This is a genomic window from Citrobacter sp. GW821-FHT07H02 (assembly GCF_059418505.1).
In genome coordinates, this window is the sequence record NZ_JBWKPZ010000004.1 from 157,064 (window position 1) to 176,563 (window position 19,500).

The 19,500-nt window shown below is 53.3% G+C and carries 14 protein-coding genes; 7 read left to right on the forward strand and 7 right to left on the reverse strand.

The window, feature by feature from the left end:
* Window positions 1-7: 7 nt before the first annotated feature.
* From aceF to traT, 3 genes are all read left to right on the forward strand, one after another.
* On the forward strand, window positions 8-1,891 hold the full coding sequence (aceF, locus tag AC07NP_RS07685) for a pyruvate dehydrogenase complex dihydrolipoyllysine-residue acetyltransferase (protein ID WP_494660058.1): 1,884 nt from the start codon (window positions 8-10) through the stop codon (window positions 1,889-1,891).
* A 199-nt stretch (window positions 1,892-2,090) separates the two neighbouring features.
* Window positions 2,091-3,515 carry a dihydrolipoyl dehydrogenase gene (gene lpdA / locus AC07NP_RS07690; protein WP_203361317.1) on the forward strand — a complete coding sequence of 475 codons (1,425 nt, stop codon included), beginning with the start codon at window positions 2,091-2,093 and terminating at the stop codon, window positions 3,513-3,515.
* Window positions 3,516-3,710: 195 nt separating this feature from the next.
* Complete coding sequence (gene traT, locus AC07NP_RS07695; protein WP_203358910.1) at window positions 3,711-4,442, forward strand: conjugal transfer complement resistance protein TraT; 732 nt, start codon at window positions 3,711-3,713, stop codon at window positions 4,440-4,442.
* 129 nt (window positions 4,443-4,571) lie between these two features.
* Here the strand turns inward: traT and AC07NP_RS07700 are convergent, their stop codons facing one another.
* The gene (locus tag AC07NP_RS07700; RefSeq protein WP_494660095.1) at window positions 4,572-5,363 is read right to left on the reverse strand and encodes a DUF2950 family protein; all 792 of its coding nucleotides are present in this window, start codon (window positions 5,361-5,363) and stop codon (window positions 4,572-4,574) included.
* 12 nt (window positions 5,364-5,375) lie between these two features.
* Window positions 5,376-7,073: a DUF3300 domain-containing protein gene (locus tag AC07NP_RS07705; protein ID WP_494660059.1), complete on the reverse strand. Its 1,698-nt coding sequence runs from the start codon at window positions 7,071-7,073 to the stop codon at window positions 5,376-5,378.
* Window positions 7,074-7,473: 400 nt separating this feature from the next.
* On the opposite strand from AC07NP_RS07705, the gene acnB reads away from it, so the two are divergent.
* Entirely contained in the window at window positions 7,474-10,071 is a 2,598-nt protein-coding gene (gene acnB, locus AC07NP_RS07710) for a bifunctional aconitate hydratase 2/2-methylisocitrate dehydratase (RefSeq protein WP_276292817.1), read from the forward strand.
* A 220-nt stretch (window positions 10,072-10,291) separates the two neighbouring features.
* Window positions 10,292-10,654 (forward strand): protein YacL, encoded by a 363-nt coding sequence (gene yacL, locus AC07NP_RS07715; RefSeq protein ID WP_276292816.1) that lies wholly within the window; start codon window positions 10,292-10,294, stop codon window positions 10,652-10,654.
* Window positions 10,655-10,758: 104 nt separating this feature from the next.
* On the opposite strand, the gene AC07NP_RS07720 is transcribed toward yacL, so the two are convergent.
* Window positions 10,759-12,687 (reverse strand): glycoside hydrolase family 36 protein, encoded by a 1,929-nt coding sequence (locus tag AC07NP_RS07720; RefSeq protein WP_494660060.1) that lies wholly within the window; start codon window positions 12,685-12,687, stop codon window positions 10,759-10,761.
* A 140-nt stretch (window positions 12,688-12,827) separates the two neighbouring features.
* Entirely contained in the window at window positions 12,828-14,231 is a 1,404-nt protein-coding gene (locus tag AC07NP_RS07725) for a sugar porter family MFS transporter (RefSeq protein WP_494660061.1), read from the reverse strand.
* Between the two features lie 242 nt (window positions 14,232-14,473).
* On the opposite strand from AC07NP_RS07725, the gene AC07NP_RS07730 reads away from it, so the two are divergent.
* Window positions 14,474-15,472: a LacI family DNA-binding transcriptional regulator gene (locus AC07NP_RS07730; protein WP_494660062.1), complete on the forward strand. Its 999-nt coding sequence runs from the start codon at window positions 14,474-14,476 to the stop codon at window positions 15,470-15,472.
* Between the two features lie 25 nt (window positions 15,473-15,497).
* Here the strand turns inward: AC07NP_RS07730 and speD are convergent, their stop codons facing one another.
* The 3 genes from speD to AC07NP_RS07745 all read right to left on the reverse strand — a co-directional run bounded on the left by speD (window position 15,498) and on the right by AC07NP_RS07745 (window position 17,627).
* Window positions 15,498-16,292 (reverse strand): adenosylmethionine decarboxylase, encoded by a 795-nt coding sequence (gene speD / locus AC07NP_RS07735; RefSeq protein ID WP_494660063.1) that lies wholly within the window; start codon window positions 16,290-16,292, stop codon window positions 15,498-15,500.
* A gap of 20 nt (window positions 16,293-16,312) precedes the next feature.
* The gene (gene speE, locus AC07NP_RS07740; protein ID WP_494660064.1) at window positions 16,313-17,173 is read right to left on the reverse strand and encodes a polyamine aminopropyltransferase; all 861 of its coding nucleotides are present in this window, start codon (window positions 17,171-17,173) and stop codon (window positions 16,313-16,315) included.
* 106 nt (window positions 17,174-17,279) lie between these two features.
* On the reverse strand, window positions 17,280-17,627 hold the full coding sequence (locus AC07NP_RS07745; RefSeq protein ID WP_000846617.1) for a YacC family pilotin-like protein: 348 nt from the start codon (window positions 17,625-17,627) through the stop codon (window positions 17,280-17,282).
* Between the two features lie 166 nt (window positions 17,628-17,793).
* Between AC07NP_RS07745 and cueO the strand changes: the two genes are divergently transcribed.
* Window positions 17,794-19,377 (forward strand): multicopper oxidase CueO, encoded by a 1,584-nt coding sequence (gene cueO, locus AC07NP_RS07750; RefSeq protein WP_494660065.1) that lies wholly within the window; start codon window positions 17,794-17,796, stop codon window positions 19,375-19,377.
* The last annotated feature ends 123 nt before the right edge of the window (window positions 19,378-19,500 follow it).

Sequence of the window (19,500 nt, forward strand, 5' to 3'; positions counted from 1 at the left end):
AAGAAGAATGGCTATCGAAATCAAAGTACCGGACATCGGCGCAGATGAAGTTGAAATCACCGAGATCCTGGTCAAAGTGGGCGACAAAGTTGAAGCTGAACAGTCGCTGATCACCGTAGAAGGCGACAAAGCCTCTATGGAAGTTCCGTCTCCGCAGGCTGGCGTTGTTAAAGAGATCAAAGTCTCTGTCGGCGACAAAACCGAGACCGGTAAACTGATCATGATTTTCGATTCCGCCGACGGTGCAGCTGCTGCTGCACCTGCTCCGGCAGAAGCGAAAAAAGAAGCGGCTCCGGCAGCAGCACCTGCTGCTGCGGCGGCGAAAGATGTTCATGTACCGGACATCGGCGGTGACGAAGTTGAAGTGACTGAGATCATGGTGAAAGTGGGCGACACCGTTGCCGCTGAACAATCGCTGATCACCGTTGAAGGCGACAAAGCCTCTATGGAAGTCCCGGCTCCGTTTGCGGGCGTGGTTAAAGAGATCAAAATCAACACTGGCGACAAAGTGTCTACCGGCTCCCTGATCATGGTCTTCGAAGTAGCTGGCGCTGCGGGCGCTGCTGCTCCGGCTCAGGCGGCTGCACCAGCAGCGGCGGCGGCTCCTGCGGCTTCCGGTTCTAAAGAAGTGAACGTTCCAGACATCGGCGGTGACGAAGTTGAAGTTACCGAAGTGATGGTCAAAGTGGGCGACAAAATTGCCGCTGAGCAGTCTCTGATCACCGTAGAAGGCGACAAAGCCTCTATGGAAGTTCCGGCACCGTTCGCGGGCACCGTGAAAGAAATCAAAATCAGCACTGGCGATAAAGTGAAAACTGGTTCTCTGATTATGGTCTTCGAAGTGGAAGGCGCTGCGCCTGCCGCGGCTCCGGCTGCTGCACCTGCTGCTGCCGCTCCTGCGCCTGCTGCTAAAGCAGCGGCACCGGCCGTGAAAGCCGAAGGCAAATCTGAGTTTGCTGAGAACGACGCTTACATTCATGCGACCCCGCTGATTCGCCGTCTGGCGCGCGAGTTCGGTGTGAATCTGGCGAAAGTGAAGGGCACTGGCCGTAAAGGTCGTATCCTGCGCGAAGACGTTCAGACTTACGTGAAAGACGCTATCAAGCGCGCTGAAGCGGCTCCGGCTGCTGCAGCGGGTGGCGGTATTCCGGGCATGCTGCCGTGGCCGAAGGTTGACTTCAGCAAGTTCGGCGAAATCGAAGAAGTGGAACTGGGTCGTATCCAGAAAATCTCTGGTGCTAACCTGAGCCGTAACTGGGTGATGATCCCGCACGTTACGCACTTCGACAAAACCGATATCACCGATCTGGAAGCGTTCCGTAAACAGCAGAACGCCGAAGCTGAGAAGCGCAAACTGGACGTGAAATTCACCCCGGTTGTCTTCATCATGAAAGCCGTTGCGGCGGCGCTTGAGCAGATGCCTCGCTTCAACAGCTCTCTGTCCGAAGATGGTCAGCGTCTGACGCTGAAGAAATACATCAACATCGGTGTTGCGGTTGATACGCCAAATGGTCTGGTTGTTCCGGTCTTCAAAGACGTGAACAAGAAGAGCATTACTGAGCTGTCTCGCGAACTGACCGCCATCTCCAAAAAAGCGCGTGATGGTAAGCTGACGGCTGGCGAAATGCAGGGCGGTTGCTTCACTATCTCCAGTATCGGCGGCCTGGGTACCACCCACTTCGCGCCGATTGTGAACGCGCCGGAAGTGGCTATCCTCGGTGTTTCCAAATCGGCGATGGAGCCGGTATGGAACGGGAAAGAGTTTGTACCGCGTCTGATGATGCCAATCTCTCTCTCCTTCGACCACCGTGTGATCGACGGTGCTGATGGTGCGCGCTTTATTACCATCATCAACAACACGCTGTCTGATATTCGCCGCCTGGTGATGTAATCGAAAAGCCGGCCTGACGGCCGGCTTTTTTCTGGTAATCTCATGTATGTTGTGAGGTTATTGGGTGACAAAGACAATTCGTTTGCCGTTTGTTGTTTCAAAATTGTTAACATTTTTGTACACTACGGACGGATAGAACGACCCGGTGGATGATGGGCGACAAGACCAGGGATCGCCGGAAATAAATTAAGAGGTCATGATGAGTACTGAAATCAAAACTCAGGTCGTGGTACTTGGGGCAGGCCCGGCAGGTTATTCTGCGGCCTTCCGTTGCGCTGATTTAGGTCTGGAAACCGTAATCGTAGAACGTTACAGCACCCTCGGTGGTGTTTGTCTGAACGTTGGCTGTATCCCTTCTAAAGCGCTGCTGCACGTCGCAAAAGTTATCGAAGAAGCCAAAGCGCTGGCTGACCACGGTATCGTCTTCGGCGAGCCGAAAACCGATATCGACAAGATTCGTACCTGGAAAGAGAAAGTGATCACTCAGCTGACTGGCGGTCTGGCCGGTATGGCGAAAGGCCGTAAAGTGAAAGTGGTCAACGGTCTGGGTAAATTTACCGGGGCGAACACCCTGGAAGTGGAAGGCGAGAACGGCAAAACCGTTATCAACTTCGACAACGCTATCATCGCGGCGGGTTCCCGTCCGATCGAACTGCCATTTATTCCGCATGAAGATCCGCGCGTATGGGATTCCACCGACGCACTGGAGCTGAAATCCGTACCGAAACGTCTGCTGGTTATGGGCGGCGGTATCATCGGTCTGGAAATGGGTACTGTGTACCATGCGCTGGGTTCAGAGATTGACGTGGTTGAAATGTTCGACCAGGTTATCCCGGCTGCAGACAAAGACGTAGTGAAAGTCTTCACCAAGCGCATCAGCAAGAAATTCAACCTGATGCTGGAAACCAAAGTGACTGCCGTTGAAGCGAAAGAAGACGGTATTTACGTTTCCATGGAAGGCAAAAAAGCGCCTGCCGAAGCACAGCGTTACGATGCCGTGCTGGTAGCTATCGGTCGTGTACCGAACGGTAAAAACCTCGACGCGGGCAAAGCGGGCGTGGAAGTGGACGACCGTGGCTTCATCCGCGTAGACAAGCAGCTGCGTACTAACGTACCGCACATCTTTGCTATCGGCGATATCGTCGGTCAGCCGATGCTGGCGCATAAAGGTGTTCACGAAGGTCACGTTGCCGCTGAAGTTATCGCCGGTAAGAAACACTACTTCGATCCGAAAGTTATCCCTTCCATTGCATACACTGAACCAGAAGTTGCATGGGTAGGTCTGACCGAGAAAGAAGCGAAAGAGAAAGGCATTAGCTACGAAACCGCCACCTTCCCGTGGGCTGCTTCTGGCCGTGCTATCGCTTCCGACTGCGCAGACGGTATGACCAAGCTGATTTTCGACAAAGAGTCTCACCGTGTGATCGGTGGTGCGATTGTCGGCACCAACGGCGGCGAGCTGCTGGGCGAAATCGGTCTGGCGATCGAAATGGGTTGTGATGCTGAAGACATCGCGCTGACCATCCATGCGCACCCAACGCTGCACGAATCTGTTGGCCTGGCCGCAGAAATCTTCGAAGGTAGCATCACCGACCTGCCAAACCCGAAAGCGAAGAAGAAGTAATCTTCTGACTTTTGTGAAAGCGCCTCTTCGGAGGCGTTTTTTTTTGCCTGAAAGCTACCTGTTCTGGTAGTCATCTTATTGATTTATTCCCTAAAAAAAACCGCTCTTCTGCCGATAACCCTTTCACCTTTGTGTGGCTTCTGGCTGCGCGCTTACTGGGATCTGGACTCTCATTACACGAAGAAAGGAATAAACATGTCTTTAAAAAAAATCGCGGTTGTTGGTATGGTCGTCGCGGCAATGACGCTGACCGGGTGCGGCGCAATGACCACCGCAGTGAAAAAACGTAACCTTGAAGTGAAAACGCAGATGAGTGAAACCATCTGGCTGGAGCCTTCCAGCGAGAAGACCGTCTACATTCAGGTAAAAAACACTTCTGATAAAGACATGAGCAACCTGCAAACTATGCTGGCAAATGATCTGTCAGCGAAGGGCTATAAAGTGACCAGTTCACCGGACAGCGCGTACTACTGGGTACAGGCCAATGTGCTGAAAGCGGACAAAATGGATCTGCGCGAGGCTCAGGGATTCCTGAAAACCGGTTATGAAGGCGCTGCGATGGGGGCGGCTCTGGGCGCGGGTATCACCGCCTATAACAGTAACTCCTCCGGTGCTGCGCTGGGTGTGGGGCTGGCGGCGGGTCTGATCGGGATGGCCGCTGATGCGATGGTAGAAGACGTGAACTACACCATGGTAACCGACCTGCAAATTTCCGAGCGTAGCAAAGCGAAAGTCACTACGGATAACGTTGCTGCGCTGCGTCAGGGTACGTCCGGCATCAAGCTGCAAACCAGCAGTGAGAAGGGCGATCGCGCAAAATACCAGACTCGCGTCGTCTCTAACGCCAACAAAGTTAACCTGAAGTTTGAAGAGGCGAAACCGGTGCTGGAAGCGCAACTGGCAAAATCCGTTGCCAACATTCTGTAATCTGACGCTGCACCCGTAAAAAGGCGAATCACTTGAGCCATACTGGGGAGCTATAGACAATAATCCCCGTGTAAAAACACGGGGATTATGAGTCGTCAGCAGCAGCGATACGCTGCTTTTTTATGTCGGTTATTCTACCGGTGTCCAGGGGGCATCCTGGGTATATTGGGTGATAGCCGTCACTTTCTCTACGGTATCGTTGCCTAAATCAGCTTGATAAACCCGATCGTCCTGATTCACAATAAAGCTCATCACGCCCGTTTCTCCCCACTCCACCGGCCAGGCCAGCAGCGCGAATCCTTTCTCATCATTGCTTTTGACGATGCGGAAGTGGTAGCCATGATAACCTGTGCCTGGCACCACCGGGCTGAATGCCGGCCCCAATGGGCTTGGGTCTTCTCCGGGTTTCATCGGCCAGTACAGGCCATCCTGCTTGCCTTCACTGCTGATCAATTTGGTGGCGAAAACCTGTTTGCGCTGCCAGTAGTCGTACTGGGCGTCAACATAGGCGCGCATTGCTTGTATAGCCGACAGTTCATTACGACCGATGGCGCGGGTGAGGATCTCATCCTCTGCGGCAGCCATATCGAAATGCCAGCCTTTGCTGGTTTTGACGATAGGGACGGGCAGTTGCCAGTCTTCCTGGCCGACATTCAGATGCGCTATGTTCTCTTGTTTTACAATGCGATGGCTGACCTTCCAGTCACGGTTAAAGCGAGCGACCGCTTCCGGGTCGGCCCCTTCCGGCGGGAGATACTGTTGCCAGTTGTCGCCTAACACGGCATTAAGGTGCGTTTCATTTTGCTGAGCAACAGCATCAGCAAAGGCCTTTGCCGCCTCTTCGGGGGAAGAGAACAACTGCTGCGCGTGGCTCATCAGAGGCAATGACAACAGCAGGGCACTTAACATGATTTTTTTCATCATTTGCTCCGATTAACGACGGCGTTCGTGACGCTCAGACACATTTCCACGCGCCTCGGCACGCTGTTGGGTATTCGCACGGCTCACACGGCGGCTTTCCTGACCTCGCGATTGCTGAGATTGCCAGGAGGGTGAACGGCTGTCGTTCCCACTGAATGCGTTAGAACGGTTACTCTGTACGCGTGCCTGACGTTGATCTGGCGAGACAGTGCTTCGCCGTTGCGTTGTGGATGACTCTACGCGCTGGCGAGCGTTATCGCGTTGCTGCTGAGAAACCTGCTGTTGGGCTTTCGCTCTCTGCTCATTGCGATTCTGCTGTTGCTTTGGCGTTGTCGATTTTTGTAGCGTTTTTTGTGCGGCTTCCCGACGCGTGCTGTTTTGCGGGGTATCGTAACCGCGATAGTTGTTACGCTGGGCAACTTGATTCAGTTGCTGTGAAGCCGCTTTGCGTTGCATATCGCGGGAAGAGACCGACTGCTGGGCCGTTTTGGTTGACGTGTTGTTGCGCTGCTGGAGCTGCGTCATTGCCGCCTGGCGCTGGCTGTCGCGGGATGCTGTTGTGGCAGCTGATTGCTGCGTTGTACGTAATCCACCGTTGGCATTGGTCTGATTAAACCGTTGTGAGACCGCGTTGCTCTGATAAGGCACGCCGCCGCGATAAGCAGGGTTATGCTGCCAGTTCATGTTCCTGTCTTTAAGATTTTGACCGGAGATACGGTTGAGGTTTTCCACATCAATATTGATGTTGTTGTCCCCGTTACGTTCATAATGGCCGCCACCACCGTTGTAGTCATCATGATCGTGGTGATAATCGTCGTCGTCATCATCCCAGTCAATGTCACTAAACAAAGCGTAAGTGGTGGCAACGCCCAGACTAAACCCAAAACCGTTAACAAAACTGCTGGCAAACTGTTGCCCCGGAGGCGGTGGCATATATACCGGCGGGTAGGCCGTATTTGGCCAGGTGCCGTAGACCGTTGACGGGTTATAGCTCGGGACATAGACGACCTGCGGGTCGGTGGGCTCAATTTTGATGACGGTCGGCGCCGGGGCTTGCGTCGTCGTATTTGTGGTGTTGTTGGTGGTTGTTGTGGTAGTGGTCTGTGTCGCGGCAACCGTTTTCTTCGGTTCGCTGGTCACCGTTTGTTGCGGTGAAGATTTCAGCGCACCGGTTTGTTGCGCCAGTAATCGCAGTCGCTGAACGGAATCCATCACATCCTGCGGCTGTCCCAGGAAGGCGTCACCCAGGTTTTGTACCCACGGTGGATTCTCGCCCATCATCGCCATCAGCTGTGGAAATGCGACCAGAGATTTGACGCTCGGATCCCACGGTTGACCTGCTACCGCCTGAATTGCGGCATCTCCCTGCAAATTCGGATTATCACGCGACCATTGTACAGCCTGAACCACGTTCGCCGGGTAGGTAGAGGCCATCAGTACCTGAGAAAGCAGCGGATCAGGGAAAAGCGCGATAGGGGCAACCCACTGATCAATTTGGGCATTGGTGAACGTCGGTTTTGCGTCAGGCGCGGCGGCGGCAGTGGGGGCTTGAGGCGGCGTCGCTACAGGGGCTGGGGCGGTCTGAACCGGGACAGGCGCTGGAACGGGCGCTTCAGGGCTACGGCTTTTGACATACAAAACACCCGAAGCGGCGAGTAATCCAGTGCAACACACCAGAGCAATCACATGGGGCTTAAAGGGCAACTTCATCTTCTCTCTCCCGATTCCTGCGGAATCGCCAGGGTCATAATACCTGCCGCATGACGTTGCGGTGTGGCATGAGTATAGAGAGACAATAGTTTAATTTTTAACTTATCTTGGGATCGATACCGCAAGATGACTATCATCAGACGAAATTATGTGACTAAACGTAACGGGGGAAAATAATTTCTTGTCCTCATGATGAAGGGCATTAGACCATACGTATCGATTCAGCCACTTTTTTATGTTGCTTTTTTGTAAACGCATTAACACCCCACTAAAATCCTGCTATTCTGCCGATTGCGGTATCGGGCATTTACCCTACTAACTGCTGTCTCACAGGAGCGTGAAGAGAATCGCCCATATACAAAAGCGCCGCACTATGACAATGAGAGCGAGGAGAACCGTCGTGCTAGAAGAATACCGTAAGCACGTAGCTGAGCGTGCCGCTGAGGGGATTGTACCCAAGCCCCTGGATGCTACCCAAATGGCTGCGCTTGTCGAGCTGCTGAAGAACCCGCCTGCTGGCGAAGAAGAATTCCTGTTAGACCTGTTAATTAACCGTGTACCGCCGGGCGTTGACGAAGCTGCTTACGTCAAAGCCGGATTCCTTGCTGCTGTCGCCAAAGGCGAAGCAACTTCCCCGCTGGTTACCCCTGAAAAAGCCATTGAACTGCTGGGCACCATGCAGGGTGGTTACAACATTCATCCGCTGATCGACGCGCTCGACGATGCGAAACTGGCGCCGATTGCCGCGAAAGCACTCTCCCACACCCTGCTGATGTTCGATAACTTCTACGACGTCGAAGAGAAAGCGAAAGCGGGCAATGCCTTTGCTAAGCAGGTGATCCAGTCCTGGGCCGATGCCGAGTGGTTCCTGAACCGCCCTGCGCTTGCCGAAAAAATTACCGTTACCGTCTTCAAAGTGACCGGTGAAACCAACACCGATGATCTCTCCCCGGCACCGGATGCGTGGTCGCGTCCTGATATTCCGCTGCACGCGTTGGCGATGCTGAAAAACGCCCGTGAAGGGATCGAGCCGGATCAACCGGGCGTTGTTGGTCCGATCAAACAGATCGAAGAACTGAACAAGAAAGGGTTCCCGCTGGCCTACGTCGGCGACGTTGTGGGAACCGGTTCTTCACGTAAATCCGCAACCAACTCCGTACTGTGGTTCATGGGCGATGACATCCCCCATGTGCCGAACAAACGCGGCGGCGGTCTGTGCCTCGGCGGCAAAATTGCACCGATCTTCTTTAACACCATGGAAGATGCGGGCGCACTGCCGATTGAAGTGGACGTGAACAACCTGAACATGGGCGACGTGATTGACGTTTACCCGTTCAAAGGCGAAGTGCGTAACCACGAAACCGGCGAGCTGCTGGCAAGCTTTGAACTGAAAACCGACGTGCTGATTGACGAAGTGCGTGCCGGTGGTCGTATCCCGCTGATTATCGGTCGCGGCCTGACCACCAAAGCGCGTGAGTCTCTCGGTCTGCCGCACAGCGATGTGTTCCGTCAGGCGAAAGACGTGGCGGAAAGCAACCGTGGCTTCTCGCTGGCGCAGAAAATGGTTGGCCGCGCCTGTGGCGTGAAAGGCATTCGTCCGGGTGCGTACTGCGAACCGAAAATGACGTCTGTGGGTTCTCAGGACACCACTGGCCCAATGACCCGTGATGAGCTGAAAGACCTGGCATGCCTGGGCTTCTCTGCTGACCTGGTGATGCAGTCTTTCTGTCACACTGCGGCCTATCCGAAGCCGGTTGACGTCACCACGCACCATACGCTGCCAGACTTCATTATGAACCGTGGTGGTGTTTCCCTGCGTCCGGGCGACGGCGTTATCCACTCCTGGCTGAACCGTATGCTGCTGCCGGATACCGTCGGTACCGGTGGTGACTCCCATACCCGTTTCCCGATTGGTATCTCCTTCCCGGCTGGCTCTGGTCTGGTGGCGTTTGCTGCTGCGACCGGCGTGATGCCGCTGGATATGCCGGAATCCGTGCTGGTGCGCTTCAAAGGCAAAATGCAGCCGGGCATCACCCTGCGCGATTTGGTGCACGCCATCCCGCTGTACGCCATCAAACAGGGTCTGCTGACCGTTGAGAAGAAAGGGAAGAAAAACATCTTCTCTGGTCGTATCCTGGAAATTGAAGGCCTGCCGGATCTGAAAGTTGAACAGGCGTTCGAGCTGACCGATGCCTCCGCTGAGCGTTCCGCTGCGGGCTGTACCATCAAGCTGAACAAAGAGCCGATCGTTGAATACCTCAGCTCTAACATCGTTCTGCTGAAGTGGATGATCGCAGAAGGTTACGGCGATCGCCGCACCCTGGAACGTCGCGTTCAGGGCATGGAAAAATGGCTGGCGAACCCTGAGCTGCTGGAAGGCGACGCAGATGCAGAGTACGCAGCGGTGATCGACATCGATCTGGCTGATATCAAAGAGCCGATTCTGTGCGCGCCGAACGATCCGGACGATGCGCGTCTGCTCTCTGACGTACAGGGCGAGAAGATCGATGAAGTGTTTATCGGTTCCTGCATGACCAACATCGGTCACTTCCGTGCCGCAGGCAAACTGTTGGATGCACACAAAGGCCAACTGCCGACACGCCTGTGGGTGGCTCCGCCAACCCGTATGGACGCCGCGCAGCTGACCGAAGAAGGCTACTACAGCGTCTTCGGTAAGAGCGGTGCACGTATCGAGATCCCTGGCTGTTCACTGTGCATGGGTAACCAGGCACGTGTGGCGGACGGTGCGACGGTGGTTTCTACCTCCACCCGTAACTTCCCGAACCGTCTGGGTACCGGCGCGAACGTCTTCCTGGCCTCTGCAGAGCTGGCTGCCGTTGCTTCGCTTCTCGGCAAACTGCCGACCCCGGAAGAGTATCAGACCTATGTGGCGCAGGTAGATAAAACCGCTGTCGACACATACCGTTATCTGAACTTCGATAAGCTCTCTCAGTACACCGAGAAAGCGGACGGCGTGATTTTCCAGACCGCGGTATAAGGCGTTACATGCTGTTAAAGGCCGGGTGAATTCGTTACCACCCGGCAATATGGCTGGAAGCGCTCCGCTTACCGGCCTATAAAACCCCACTTCCTTCGAAGCGGGGTTTTTTATTTTCATTCCTTCCACCCGTGGCGCTTTTTTTCTGCGACCAGGCTGCGATAATTACAGCATGGCGCAGTGCGGGAATTACGCATTGCCGGGAGCAGAGGAACACATTATGGATTACGAATTTCTGCGTGATATTACCGGAGTCGTAAAGGTGCGGATGTCCATGGGCCACGAAGTGGTGGGGCACTGGTTTAATGAAGAAGTGAAAGAAAACCTGGCCTTGCTTGATGAAGTGGAACAGGCAGCGCAGGCGGTGAAAGGCAGCGAACGTTCCTGGCAACGGGTAGGGCATGAATACACGCTCTGGATGGATGGCGAAGAGGTGATGGTTCGCGCTAATCAGCTTGAGTTTTCTGGCGACGAAATGGAAGAAGGGATGAACTACTACGACGAAGAGAGCCTGTCGCTCTGCGGCGTGGAGGATTTTCTTCAGGTGGTGAACGCCTACCGGGAGTTTATGCAGCAGCGCTAATTCAGACTGCTGATAAAGTCGCCCGGACGAACGGAGTGACGCCGGGTATACTTTCCCGGAGTCGGTGCTAACGCACTTCATCCGGGCTACTCCGGGGGGCAGTATTAGTCAGCGAACGTAAGGTGGAATAACCTTGCTGTCATCTTATCTGGCAGAGAAACGCTGATGTCTTGTGGCTGAAGAACAGGCTGGCAGCGCCGTTGCTCGGTTTGTGGATAAATGCAGGTCATCGTCTCAACGAAGGGAATGGGCAGCGTGATGGCCTCCTGTTCGCTCTCCATACGCCACACCGCCAACCATGCTTCCTGTTCGTTACGCAGCCCAAATGCCAGCCAGGGAGAAGCGAAGGAAGGCATCTCCAGAGGCCAGAAAGGTTCCAGATGAGGGATTTTTTGGCGATAGGTTTTATATAAGGTTATCCCTTCGCGAACCAACGCAAAACGTTCCTTGCTGAGTTCTGCCAGGTGACCGCTCTGATGAACCCGCAGTAGCAGACTATTGATCATATTCATGACGACCTCTTCCCGATCGCCCTCGCGCAGCGGATAGGACCAGATTGCCGCCTGTTCTGGGGTAACTGCGGAAGCGGAGGCTGCGGCGATGCAGGCCATCAGCCGATAGTCAGTTTGATCCGATACCGATTGAATGCTGTGCTGCTGCAACAAGGCATAATCCATCCGCAGCCCTCCGCTACCGCAGTTCTCAATGACAAGATGCGGATAGCGATCCAGCGTTTTTTTTAGCCACGCCAGCCACGCGCGGTTATGTTGCAATAGTCCGTCGCCGGGACTATCTGCGGCAAGTTCAGTACCGCTCCCTGCGTTAATGTTGTAATCCATTTTGATATAACTAATGCCATAGTCTTCCACCAGTCGCGTGATGACCTGGTCGGCGTGCGCCTGCACCAGAGGGTGGCGAAAATCAAGCTGATAGCGTTGATGGTCAATGACTCTTTTGCCGTGGCGGATAAAAAAGCAAGCATCGGGTAGGGTGTTCGCTAACTGACAGGCGGTGCCCATAACTTCAAGCTCCAGCCACAAACCCGATTTCATCCCTTTGGCGGCGATATACTCCAGCGGCTCGCGGATCCCGCCGGGAAAACGGGCTGCTGAAGGTTGCCATTCGCCGACGCCGTCCCACCATTCACCATCCGAGTACCAGCCGCAGTCGATACAGAAATATTCACAGCCAGCCTCTGCTGCCGCGTCGATTAACGGGATGAGTTTTTCGGTGGTCGGATCGCCGGAAAGGCAGTTCATATAGTCGTTGAAGATAACCGGCAGCTCGATATTGTCGGCCGAGGGACGCAGGATCCGTCTTCGGTAGCGGGTTATCTCGCGCAGAGCCGCATCAAGCCCTCCGGTGACCAGCGTGATGGCGACGGGGACGGAGGTAAAGCTTTCTCCTGGCGCCAGCTGCTTCCACCAGTGACTCTCATTTTCGGTCGGACCGCTAACCTGCAAATAGAGTTGGTCACGATAATCGCCAATCTCCCACTGCCAGGAGCCGTTATGCTCGATTTGCCAGAGTAGCGTGGTCCCCGCGATGGTATCTTCAAAGGCGGCGCAGGGCAGATAACCAATACTTGACCAGGTGCCGGTATTTTCGATGGAGATACGGTCGAGTGAGAAGTGGTTAACCTTTTCCAGACCTAGCTCGGGAAGCGAGCTGTTTTTCCATTGTGCTTCGCCATACCAGTTATTGTGCGCCAGATGCAGGCGACCGCTTTTTTCCCACGGCAGGCTACCGATAGCATAGAGCGACAGGGAACTGACGTACTCAAGTCCGATAGGCTCATCGCTATGGTTGATTATTTCACACCAGATGCGGGCGGCCGCCAGCCCGCGAAAATGTTGCAGATGCCAGCGGGCATGGAGCTCATCACCCTGTAGGTCGATCTCCAGCTTTCTTCCCATCGCGTTTTCGGTTTCGCGATGAGTCTGATAGCGAAGCGAGGAGCCGGGTTCGCTACCAGTATGTTTACGCGCATGGTGATCATTCTGGTTGTAACCGCTGGCGTGTACCTGCAGCAAAGGGAATTCGCCGTGCGTTTCAGCATGCTGATGTGTTGAAAATCTGTTGATATATATATTTCTGTTATGGTTAAGTTCGAAAGAAATATAAAAATCATCTTGGTTAAATTCCAGAAAACTCATGTCCGGGACTCCATCTTTCATCGGCCAATATCACGAAGCGGCTTACCCGCCATCAGGTTTTGTTCAATCTGCTCCAGAGAAATATTTTTCGTCTCGGGGACAAAACGGAAGATAATAGCCAGTGCGACGATGTTTAACAGGGAATACAAATAAAAGGTATGCGCACTTCCTAATGAATTTAATAACGATAAGAACGTGGCGCTTACGATCATACCGGCAATGTGACAGGTAAACGTGGAACAGGTGATGCCGAACTCCCGACCCTTCAGCGGCTGAATTTCTGAACACAGTAGCCAGATAAGCGGACCGGCTGACATTGAGAATCCGACAATAAACAGCAGCAACATGGTCACGGTGATCCCTTTTTCCACGCCCGAGAGCGACTCGCCTCCTAACAGCGTTCCAACGACGGCCATGGCGATCCCCATCGTGATGAAGCCGGTATACAGCATGGGTTTACGCCCCCAGCGGTCAACGAAACCCACGGCGATAAAGGTAGCGATGGTCATGACAAAACCGACGATCACGGTTCCCCACATCTGATCTGCCGTTGAAGCAAAGCCGATTTCATGGAAGATACGCGGCGCGTAGTACATCATGACGTTAACGCCGGAAAACTGCTGCATAACTTGCAGGACGATACCCAGACCAACGCTCCGGCGGAAGTTGCGGTTCTCTTTGAATAAATGCCAACCCTGCTGTTTGACCTTGAGCTGCTCTTTAATATCCTGCAACTCCGTTTCCACCTCTTCACGACTATTGCGCAGGCGCAGCAGTACGTTGCGGGCATCTTCCTCCCGATTGTGGATCATAAGCCAGCGGGGGCTGCGAGGAAGAAACAGTGCGCCAAACAGAAAGATTAACGAAGGAACCGCCACTACAAGCAGCATTCCGCGCCAGTTCCCGCTGTAGCTGAAGGCGGTATTCGTAAGAAAGACGATGAGGATACCGAGGGCGATCATCAACTGGTAGGCGGAAATCATGGCGCCGCGAATGTTTTTCGGTGTTATTTCAGAAAGATAAAGCGGCGTAGCGTAGGAGGCGACACCGAGGCCAACCCCCAGTACCAGGCGGCCGATAATCAGCATATTGGCACTGACTGCGCAGGTGCAGATAATAGCGCCGATGCAGAAGGAAGCGGCGGCAATCAGCAGCGCATATTTGCGGCCGAAGCGATAAGCTAAAAATCCGCTACATAGCGTAGCCGCCGCCGCGCCGACCATCATTGAGCTGACAATCCACTCCTGCTGCCGATCGAGTAAATGGTACTCTTTGGCGATAAGCGGCAGGGCACCGGAAATGACGCCGATATCCAGACCAAACAGCAGGCCAGCCAGCGCGGCAAGCAGACATATCCAGATAACTTGCGGTCGGGTTTTATTACGTGGTGCTGAGACTGAAAGGGTGTTATCTAATTGCATTGGAGACGACCTTTGTCAGCGGTTAAGTTATAAGTGGCGCTTTTTAAAAAAATACTTAATCGATTTCGTATTGTTTCATGCTAGATCTGAAAAATATTGTTATCAATGGCCTTTTCAGCATAATTGTGATCGTCGTTGCACAATTAATTGACCTGTTGAGGTTTTTTTATTGTCATAAAAATATTAATGGTTTAGATTGGCAGGAATATCCTTGTTGGAAGCTATTTAGTCCATAATGAACGATGAATATTAAAGAACTGGCAGCGTCCCTCGGTCTTTCAACGGCAACGGTGTCGAAGGCGTTAAATAATAAAAGCGATATCAGCAGTCATACCCGGAAAAAGGTCCTCGCTGCAGCTGAAAAGTTTGGCTATCGACCGAACGCTTCCGCGCGGCATCTACGCAGCGGTAAGGTCGGGGTCGTTGCCCTGCTGCTACCCGCATCCGACGGCGGCAATATCCATACCGCCTCCTTTTTTATGCGCATTGCCAGAGGATTACAGGCGAGCCTGAAAGAGAGCGGGCTCGATCCGGTTATCCATATTACGACGGACCGTGAGGGTGAGCGGCAGTTACTGCGCAAGATAATCGAGCAAAATCGTGCTGATGCCATCATTCTGACCGATACCCGCATTAATGATGAACGCATTGAGTTACTGAATGAATTGCAGTTTCCCTTTGTCACTATGGGCCAGAGCCTTGCATTGAATGGCCATTTTAACTGGGTCGATTTTCACCACGAGGAGATGGGACGGCGCTGCGTTCGCTATGCGTTGGGTAAAGGGGCGCAGCGCCTGGCGGTTGCCACATTAGGTGCAGATAGCATGCACGGCCAGCAGTTCCTGGACGGTTGCCTTGAGGAAATGCGCAGAAATAATCTCGACGTCGATGAGGCGTTGATTTTCTATGGCTCAGTGACGGAGTTTTCGGGCGAAATGGCCGCTCGCCAGTTTATGCAGCAGAAGAAGCGTCCTGATTTTATTATTTTTATAAACGATTTTTTGTTAATGGGCGCCAGTCATTACCTGTCGACGTTAACGGACTGCGAGCTAAATGAACAATCGATGCTGTGCGCCGCCGCCAGCAGCGACTTTTCCTCAAGGGTCATCTCATCGCCTTGTCTTTTTACGGTTGATCATGAGGTTATCGGTCGCCGATTGGGGGACGCGGCGCTGCGGGTTATTGCAGAAGAAGAGTCAGTTGCATCCGTACTGCTGAGCTTCCCGGCGAACCCATGTTAGAAAGGGGCGTCCTTGCCCTATTCAGTCACACTGTAGGGATATTGCGCGCGTAGTAAATCTCGCGCATTTCCTTCCACAGCGCAGCGGTAATCTCTTTGCGCTCGGTTTCTGTCAGGTCTTCCGGTTTGGTGTGGAACATGTAGTGCTTAAGGTCGAACTCTTTAAGCAACATTTTGGTATGGAAGATATTTTCCTGATAGACGTTCACATCCACCATGTCATACAGCGACTTCATATCCTCGGACATAAAGTTCTGGATTGAATTAATCTCATGATCGATAAAGTGCTTCATGCCGTTGATATCACGAGTAAAACCCCGCACGCGATAATCAATCGTCACAATATCTGACTCGAGCTGGTGGATCAGGTAATTCAGCGCATTCAGCGGTGAAATCACGCCGCAGGTGGAAACTTCAATGTCGGCGCGAAAGGTACACAATCCGCCCTCAGGGTGACTCTCCGGATAGGTGTGTACGCAGATATGGCTCTTATCAAGGTGCGCGACGACCACTTCCGGCAAAGGACCTGGATGTTCGGTTTTATCGATAAGTTTGGGGTCCATCGGCTCTTCGCTCACCAGAATGGTGACGCTGGCGCCCTGCGGTTCGTAGTCCTGACGGGCAATATTCAGGATGTTTGCGCCGATGATGGAACAGGTTTCCGAGAGGATCTCGGTCAGACGGTTGGCGTTGTAGAGTTCATCGATATAGGCGATGTAGCCGTCACGCTCTTCGGCGGTTTTGGCATAGCAGATATCGTAAATACAAAAACTCAGGCTTTTGGTCAGGTTATTAAAGCCATGCAGTTTCAGCTTTTTCAATTTTTATCACATCCTTAGAGTCACTGCGCGGACAGTGCATCTTGCAAGTATTGAGGTAAGGCAAAGGCAGCCGTGTGAATTGCCGGATTGTAGTAACGGCATTTCAGACCGGAAGTGTGGAATCGGGCCTGAATAATCTCGGTCGAAAGATGGCGCAGGGCTTCGTTGTCGGTCGCCCAGGCAAAGGTCATGATCCCGCCGTAATAGGTTGGAATGGCGGCCTGATAGAAACCAACGTCATCAAAGTAGTGGCTGAGTTTTCGATGGCTGTCGAGGGCTTCATCTTGCTGCAGGAAGCAGACGCCATTTTGGGCGACAAAAATCCCGCCAGGGTTCAGGCAGCGTTTGCAGCCTTCATAGAATGCCGAGGTGAACAGGCTTTCGCCGGGACCAATTGGATCTGTGCAGTCGGAAATGATCACATCGAAGGTCTGGTGAGTCTGATTCACGAAGTTGACACCGTCGTCGATCACCAGTTTAAACCGCGGATCGTCGTAGCTGCCTGCGTTGTGGTTCGGCAAATACTGTCGGCAAAATGAGACCACACCTGCATCGATCTCCACCATCGTAATGGTTTCGATGTTTTTATGGCGTGTCACTTCGCGCAGCATTGCGCCGTCGCCGCCGCCGATGATCAGCACATGTTTAGCGTGACCGTGCGCCAGCAAGGGCACATGGGTCATCATTTCGTGATAGATAAATTCATCGCGCTCGGTGGTTTGCACCACGCCGTCCAGCGCCATCACGCGACCAAACGCGGCGTTCTCGAAAATGATCAAATCCTGATGGTCGGTTTTCTCATGATACAGCACGTTATCCACGGCAAAGTACTGACCAAACTGGTCGTGTAGCGTTTCATGCCACGGGGTATTTTCGGCCATTGGTTGATACCTCCATTGTTGACGCCCGTGAAAAAGGGCGCAACATCATAGCTAACAATGACCGGTGTTGCACGGTCATTACTTCAGCAATCTGGTATCGGGGAATTTATTTGACGTAGGCCAGCAGACTGAGGGAATCTCGTGCCAGTGCTTTGCATTTTTTTGCGACGGGGATACCAATTCCGCTGAGATCCCGGTAGCTGTCTTCACCGAGGGATTTCATGTCGAAGGTGTCGTAATTACTGAGATCCCACTGGTTTTGCTGGGCAAAAAAGACCAGTGCGCGACGAATCTGCCCATTGGGTAAATTCTGGTATCCGCAGTCATTTTTCAGAAACACAAAAACTGCCGTTAAATCGGCCATATCTTCGGCTTCGGACTCACTGAGCGCATAGCTGTTTGCGCATACGGCCATCAGGCTGCCGAACAACACGGTTCTGAAAAACGTCTTCATTGCTTCTACCACTGCATCACGGAAATTAAACGTTAGCATACTGCGAGCGAGGCGACGACTTTTATTATTACATTCGATGCAGTCCCTGACTTGACCTTCCTGTAGGGGGAGGGTCTATGCTCAAGTTTTAGGCTGTGTCCCGCCTGCTGAGAATAAGGAAGTGAAAATGCAACGTCGTGATTTCTTAAAATATTCTGTCGCACTTGGGGTCGCATCTGCATTGCCACTGTGGAGCCGGAGTGTCTTTGCCGCCGCGCGCCCCGCGTTACCGATTCCCGATCTGTTAACCGCCGATGCACGCAATAAAATACAGTTGATCGTCAAAACCGGGCAATCGGCATTCGCGGGCAAGACGGCCACGACATGGGGTTACAACGGTAATCTGCTGGGACCGGCGTTAAAACTGCACAGGGGGAAAGCCGTCACCGTCGACATTCATAATCAGCTCGCTGAAGAGACCACATTACACTGGCATGGCCTGGAAATTCCTGGTGAAGTGGATGGAGGCCCGCAAGGCGTTATTCCTGCCGGTGGTTCGCGCACTGTTACGTTCACACCTGAGCAGCGGGCCGCCACCTGCTGGTTCCACCCACATCAGCATGGAAAAACAGGACGTCAGGTCGCGATGGGGCTGGCGGGACTGGTGCTCATCGAAGATGAAGAGATTCGTAAGCTGCTGCTCCCTACGCAGTGGGGCATCGACGATGTACCGGTGATAATCCAGGACAAACAGTTTTCCGCTGACGGACAGATTAATTACCAACTGGATGTAATGACCGCCGCAGTAGGGTGGTTTGGTGACACATTGCTGACCAACGGGGCGATTTACCCTCAACACGCCGCGCCAAGAGGCTGGCTACGACTGCGTTTGCTCAATGGCTGTAACGCCCGTTCGCTCAACATCGCTGCCAGCGATGGCCGCCCTCTGTATGTGATCGCCAGTGACGGTGGATTGCTGGCTGAGCCTGTCAAAGTGAATGAACTGCCCATGTTGATGGGGGAACGGTTCGAAGTGCTGGTGGATATCAGCGATGGCAAAACGTTTGATTTGGTGACTCTGCCGGTCAGCCAGATGGGAATGGCGGTTGCGCCTTTTGATCAACCGCACCCGGTCATGCACATCCAGCCGCTGGTGGTGACCGCTTCTGGTACGTTGCCGGATACGTTAACCCGCATGCCGACATTACCGTCCCTTGATGGCCTGACGGTACGCAAGCTGCAACTCGCCATGGACCCTATGCTCGACATGATGGGCATGCAAATGCTGATGCAAAAATACGGCGATCAAGCGATGGCGGGGATGAAGAGTGGGCAGATGATGGGGCATATGGGCAATGGAAAAATGAATCACGGCAATATGAATCATGGCAACATGGGGCATATGAATCACGGTGGGCAGTTTGATTTCCATAACGCCAACAAGATCAATGGTCAGGCTTTTGATATGAACAAGCCGATGTTTGCGGCGGCGAAAGGGCAGTATGAGCGCTGGGTCATCTCCGGTGAGGGCGACATGATGCTACATCCATTCCACATCCACGGTACCCAGTTCCGTATTCTGTCGGAAAACGGCAAAACGCCAGCAGCACATCGTACGGGCTGGAAAGATACAGTACGCGTCGAAGGCGGTGTTAGCGAGGTGTTGGTCAAGTTTGATCATGAGGCCCCGAAAGAGCATGCCTATATGGCGCACTGCCATCTGTTAGAGCATGAAGATACGGGAATGATGCTTGGATTTACCACTCAGTAATACTTCGCGCCCGCGGCTTGCCGGCGTGCGCGACTCCGAAAATGGCTCAACCTGATGCCTGAGATATTTTATCTCTGTGGCGCTGTACAGGGGAAAGGTCTGGTCTGTCATTATCCAGGTAGT

Coding starts and splice junctions, on each gene's coding strand:
- aceF (WP_494660058.1), top strand. CDS start 8: ATGGCTATCGAAATCAAAGTACCGGACATCGGCGCAGATGAAGTTGAA.
- lpdA (WP_203361317.1), top strand. CDS start 2,091: ATGAGTACTGAAATCAAAACTCAGGTCGTGGTACTTGGGGCAGGCCCG.
- traT (WP_203358910.1), top strand. CDS start 3,711: ATGTCTTTAAAAAAAATCGCGGTTGTTGGTATGGTCGTCGCGGCAATG.
- AC07NP_RS07700 (WP_494660095.1), bottom strand. CDS start 5,363: ATGAAAAAAATCATGTTAAGTGCCCTGCTGTTGTCATTGCCTCTGATG.
- AC07NP_RS07705 (WP_494660059.1), bottom strand. CDS start 7,073: ATGAAGTTGCCCTTTAAGCCCCATGTGATTGCTCTGGTGTGTTGCACT.
- yacL (WP_276292816.1), top strand. CDS start 10,292: ATGGATTACGAATTTCTGCGTGATATTACCGGAGTCGTAAAGGTGCGG.
- AC07NP_RS07725 (WP_494660061.1), bottom strand. CDS start 14,231: ATGCAATTAGATAACACCCTTTCAGTCTCAGCACCACGTAATAAAACC.
- AC07NP_RS07730 (WP_494660062.1), top strand. CDS start 14,474: ATGAATATTAAAGAACTGGCAGCGTCCCTCGGTCTTTCAACGGCAACG.
- speE (WP_494660064.1), bottom strand. CDS start 17,173: ATGGCCGAAAATACCCCGTGGCATGAAACGCTACACGACCAGTTTGGT.
- AC07NP_RS07745 (WP_000846617.1), bottom strand. CDS start 17,627: ATGAAGACGTTTTTCAGAACCGTGTTGTTCGGCAGCCTGATGGCCGTA.
- cueO (WP_494660065.1), top strand. CDS start 17,794: ATGCAACGTCGTGATTTCTTAAAATATTCTGTCGCACTTGGGGTCGCA.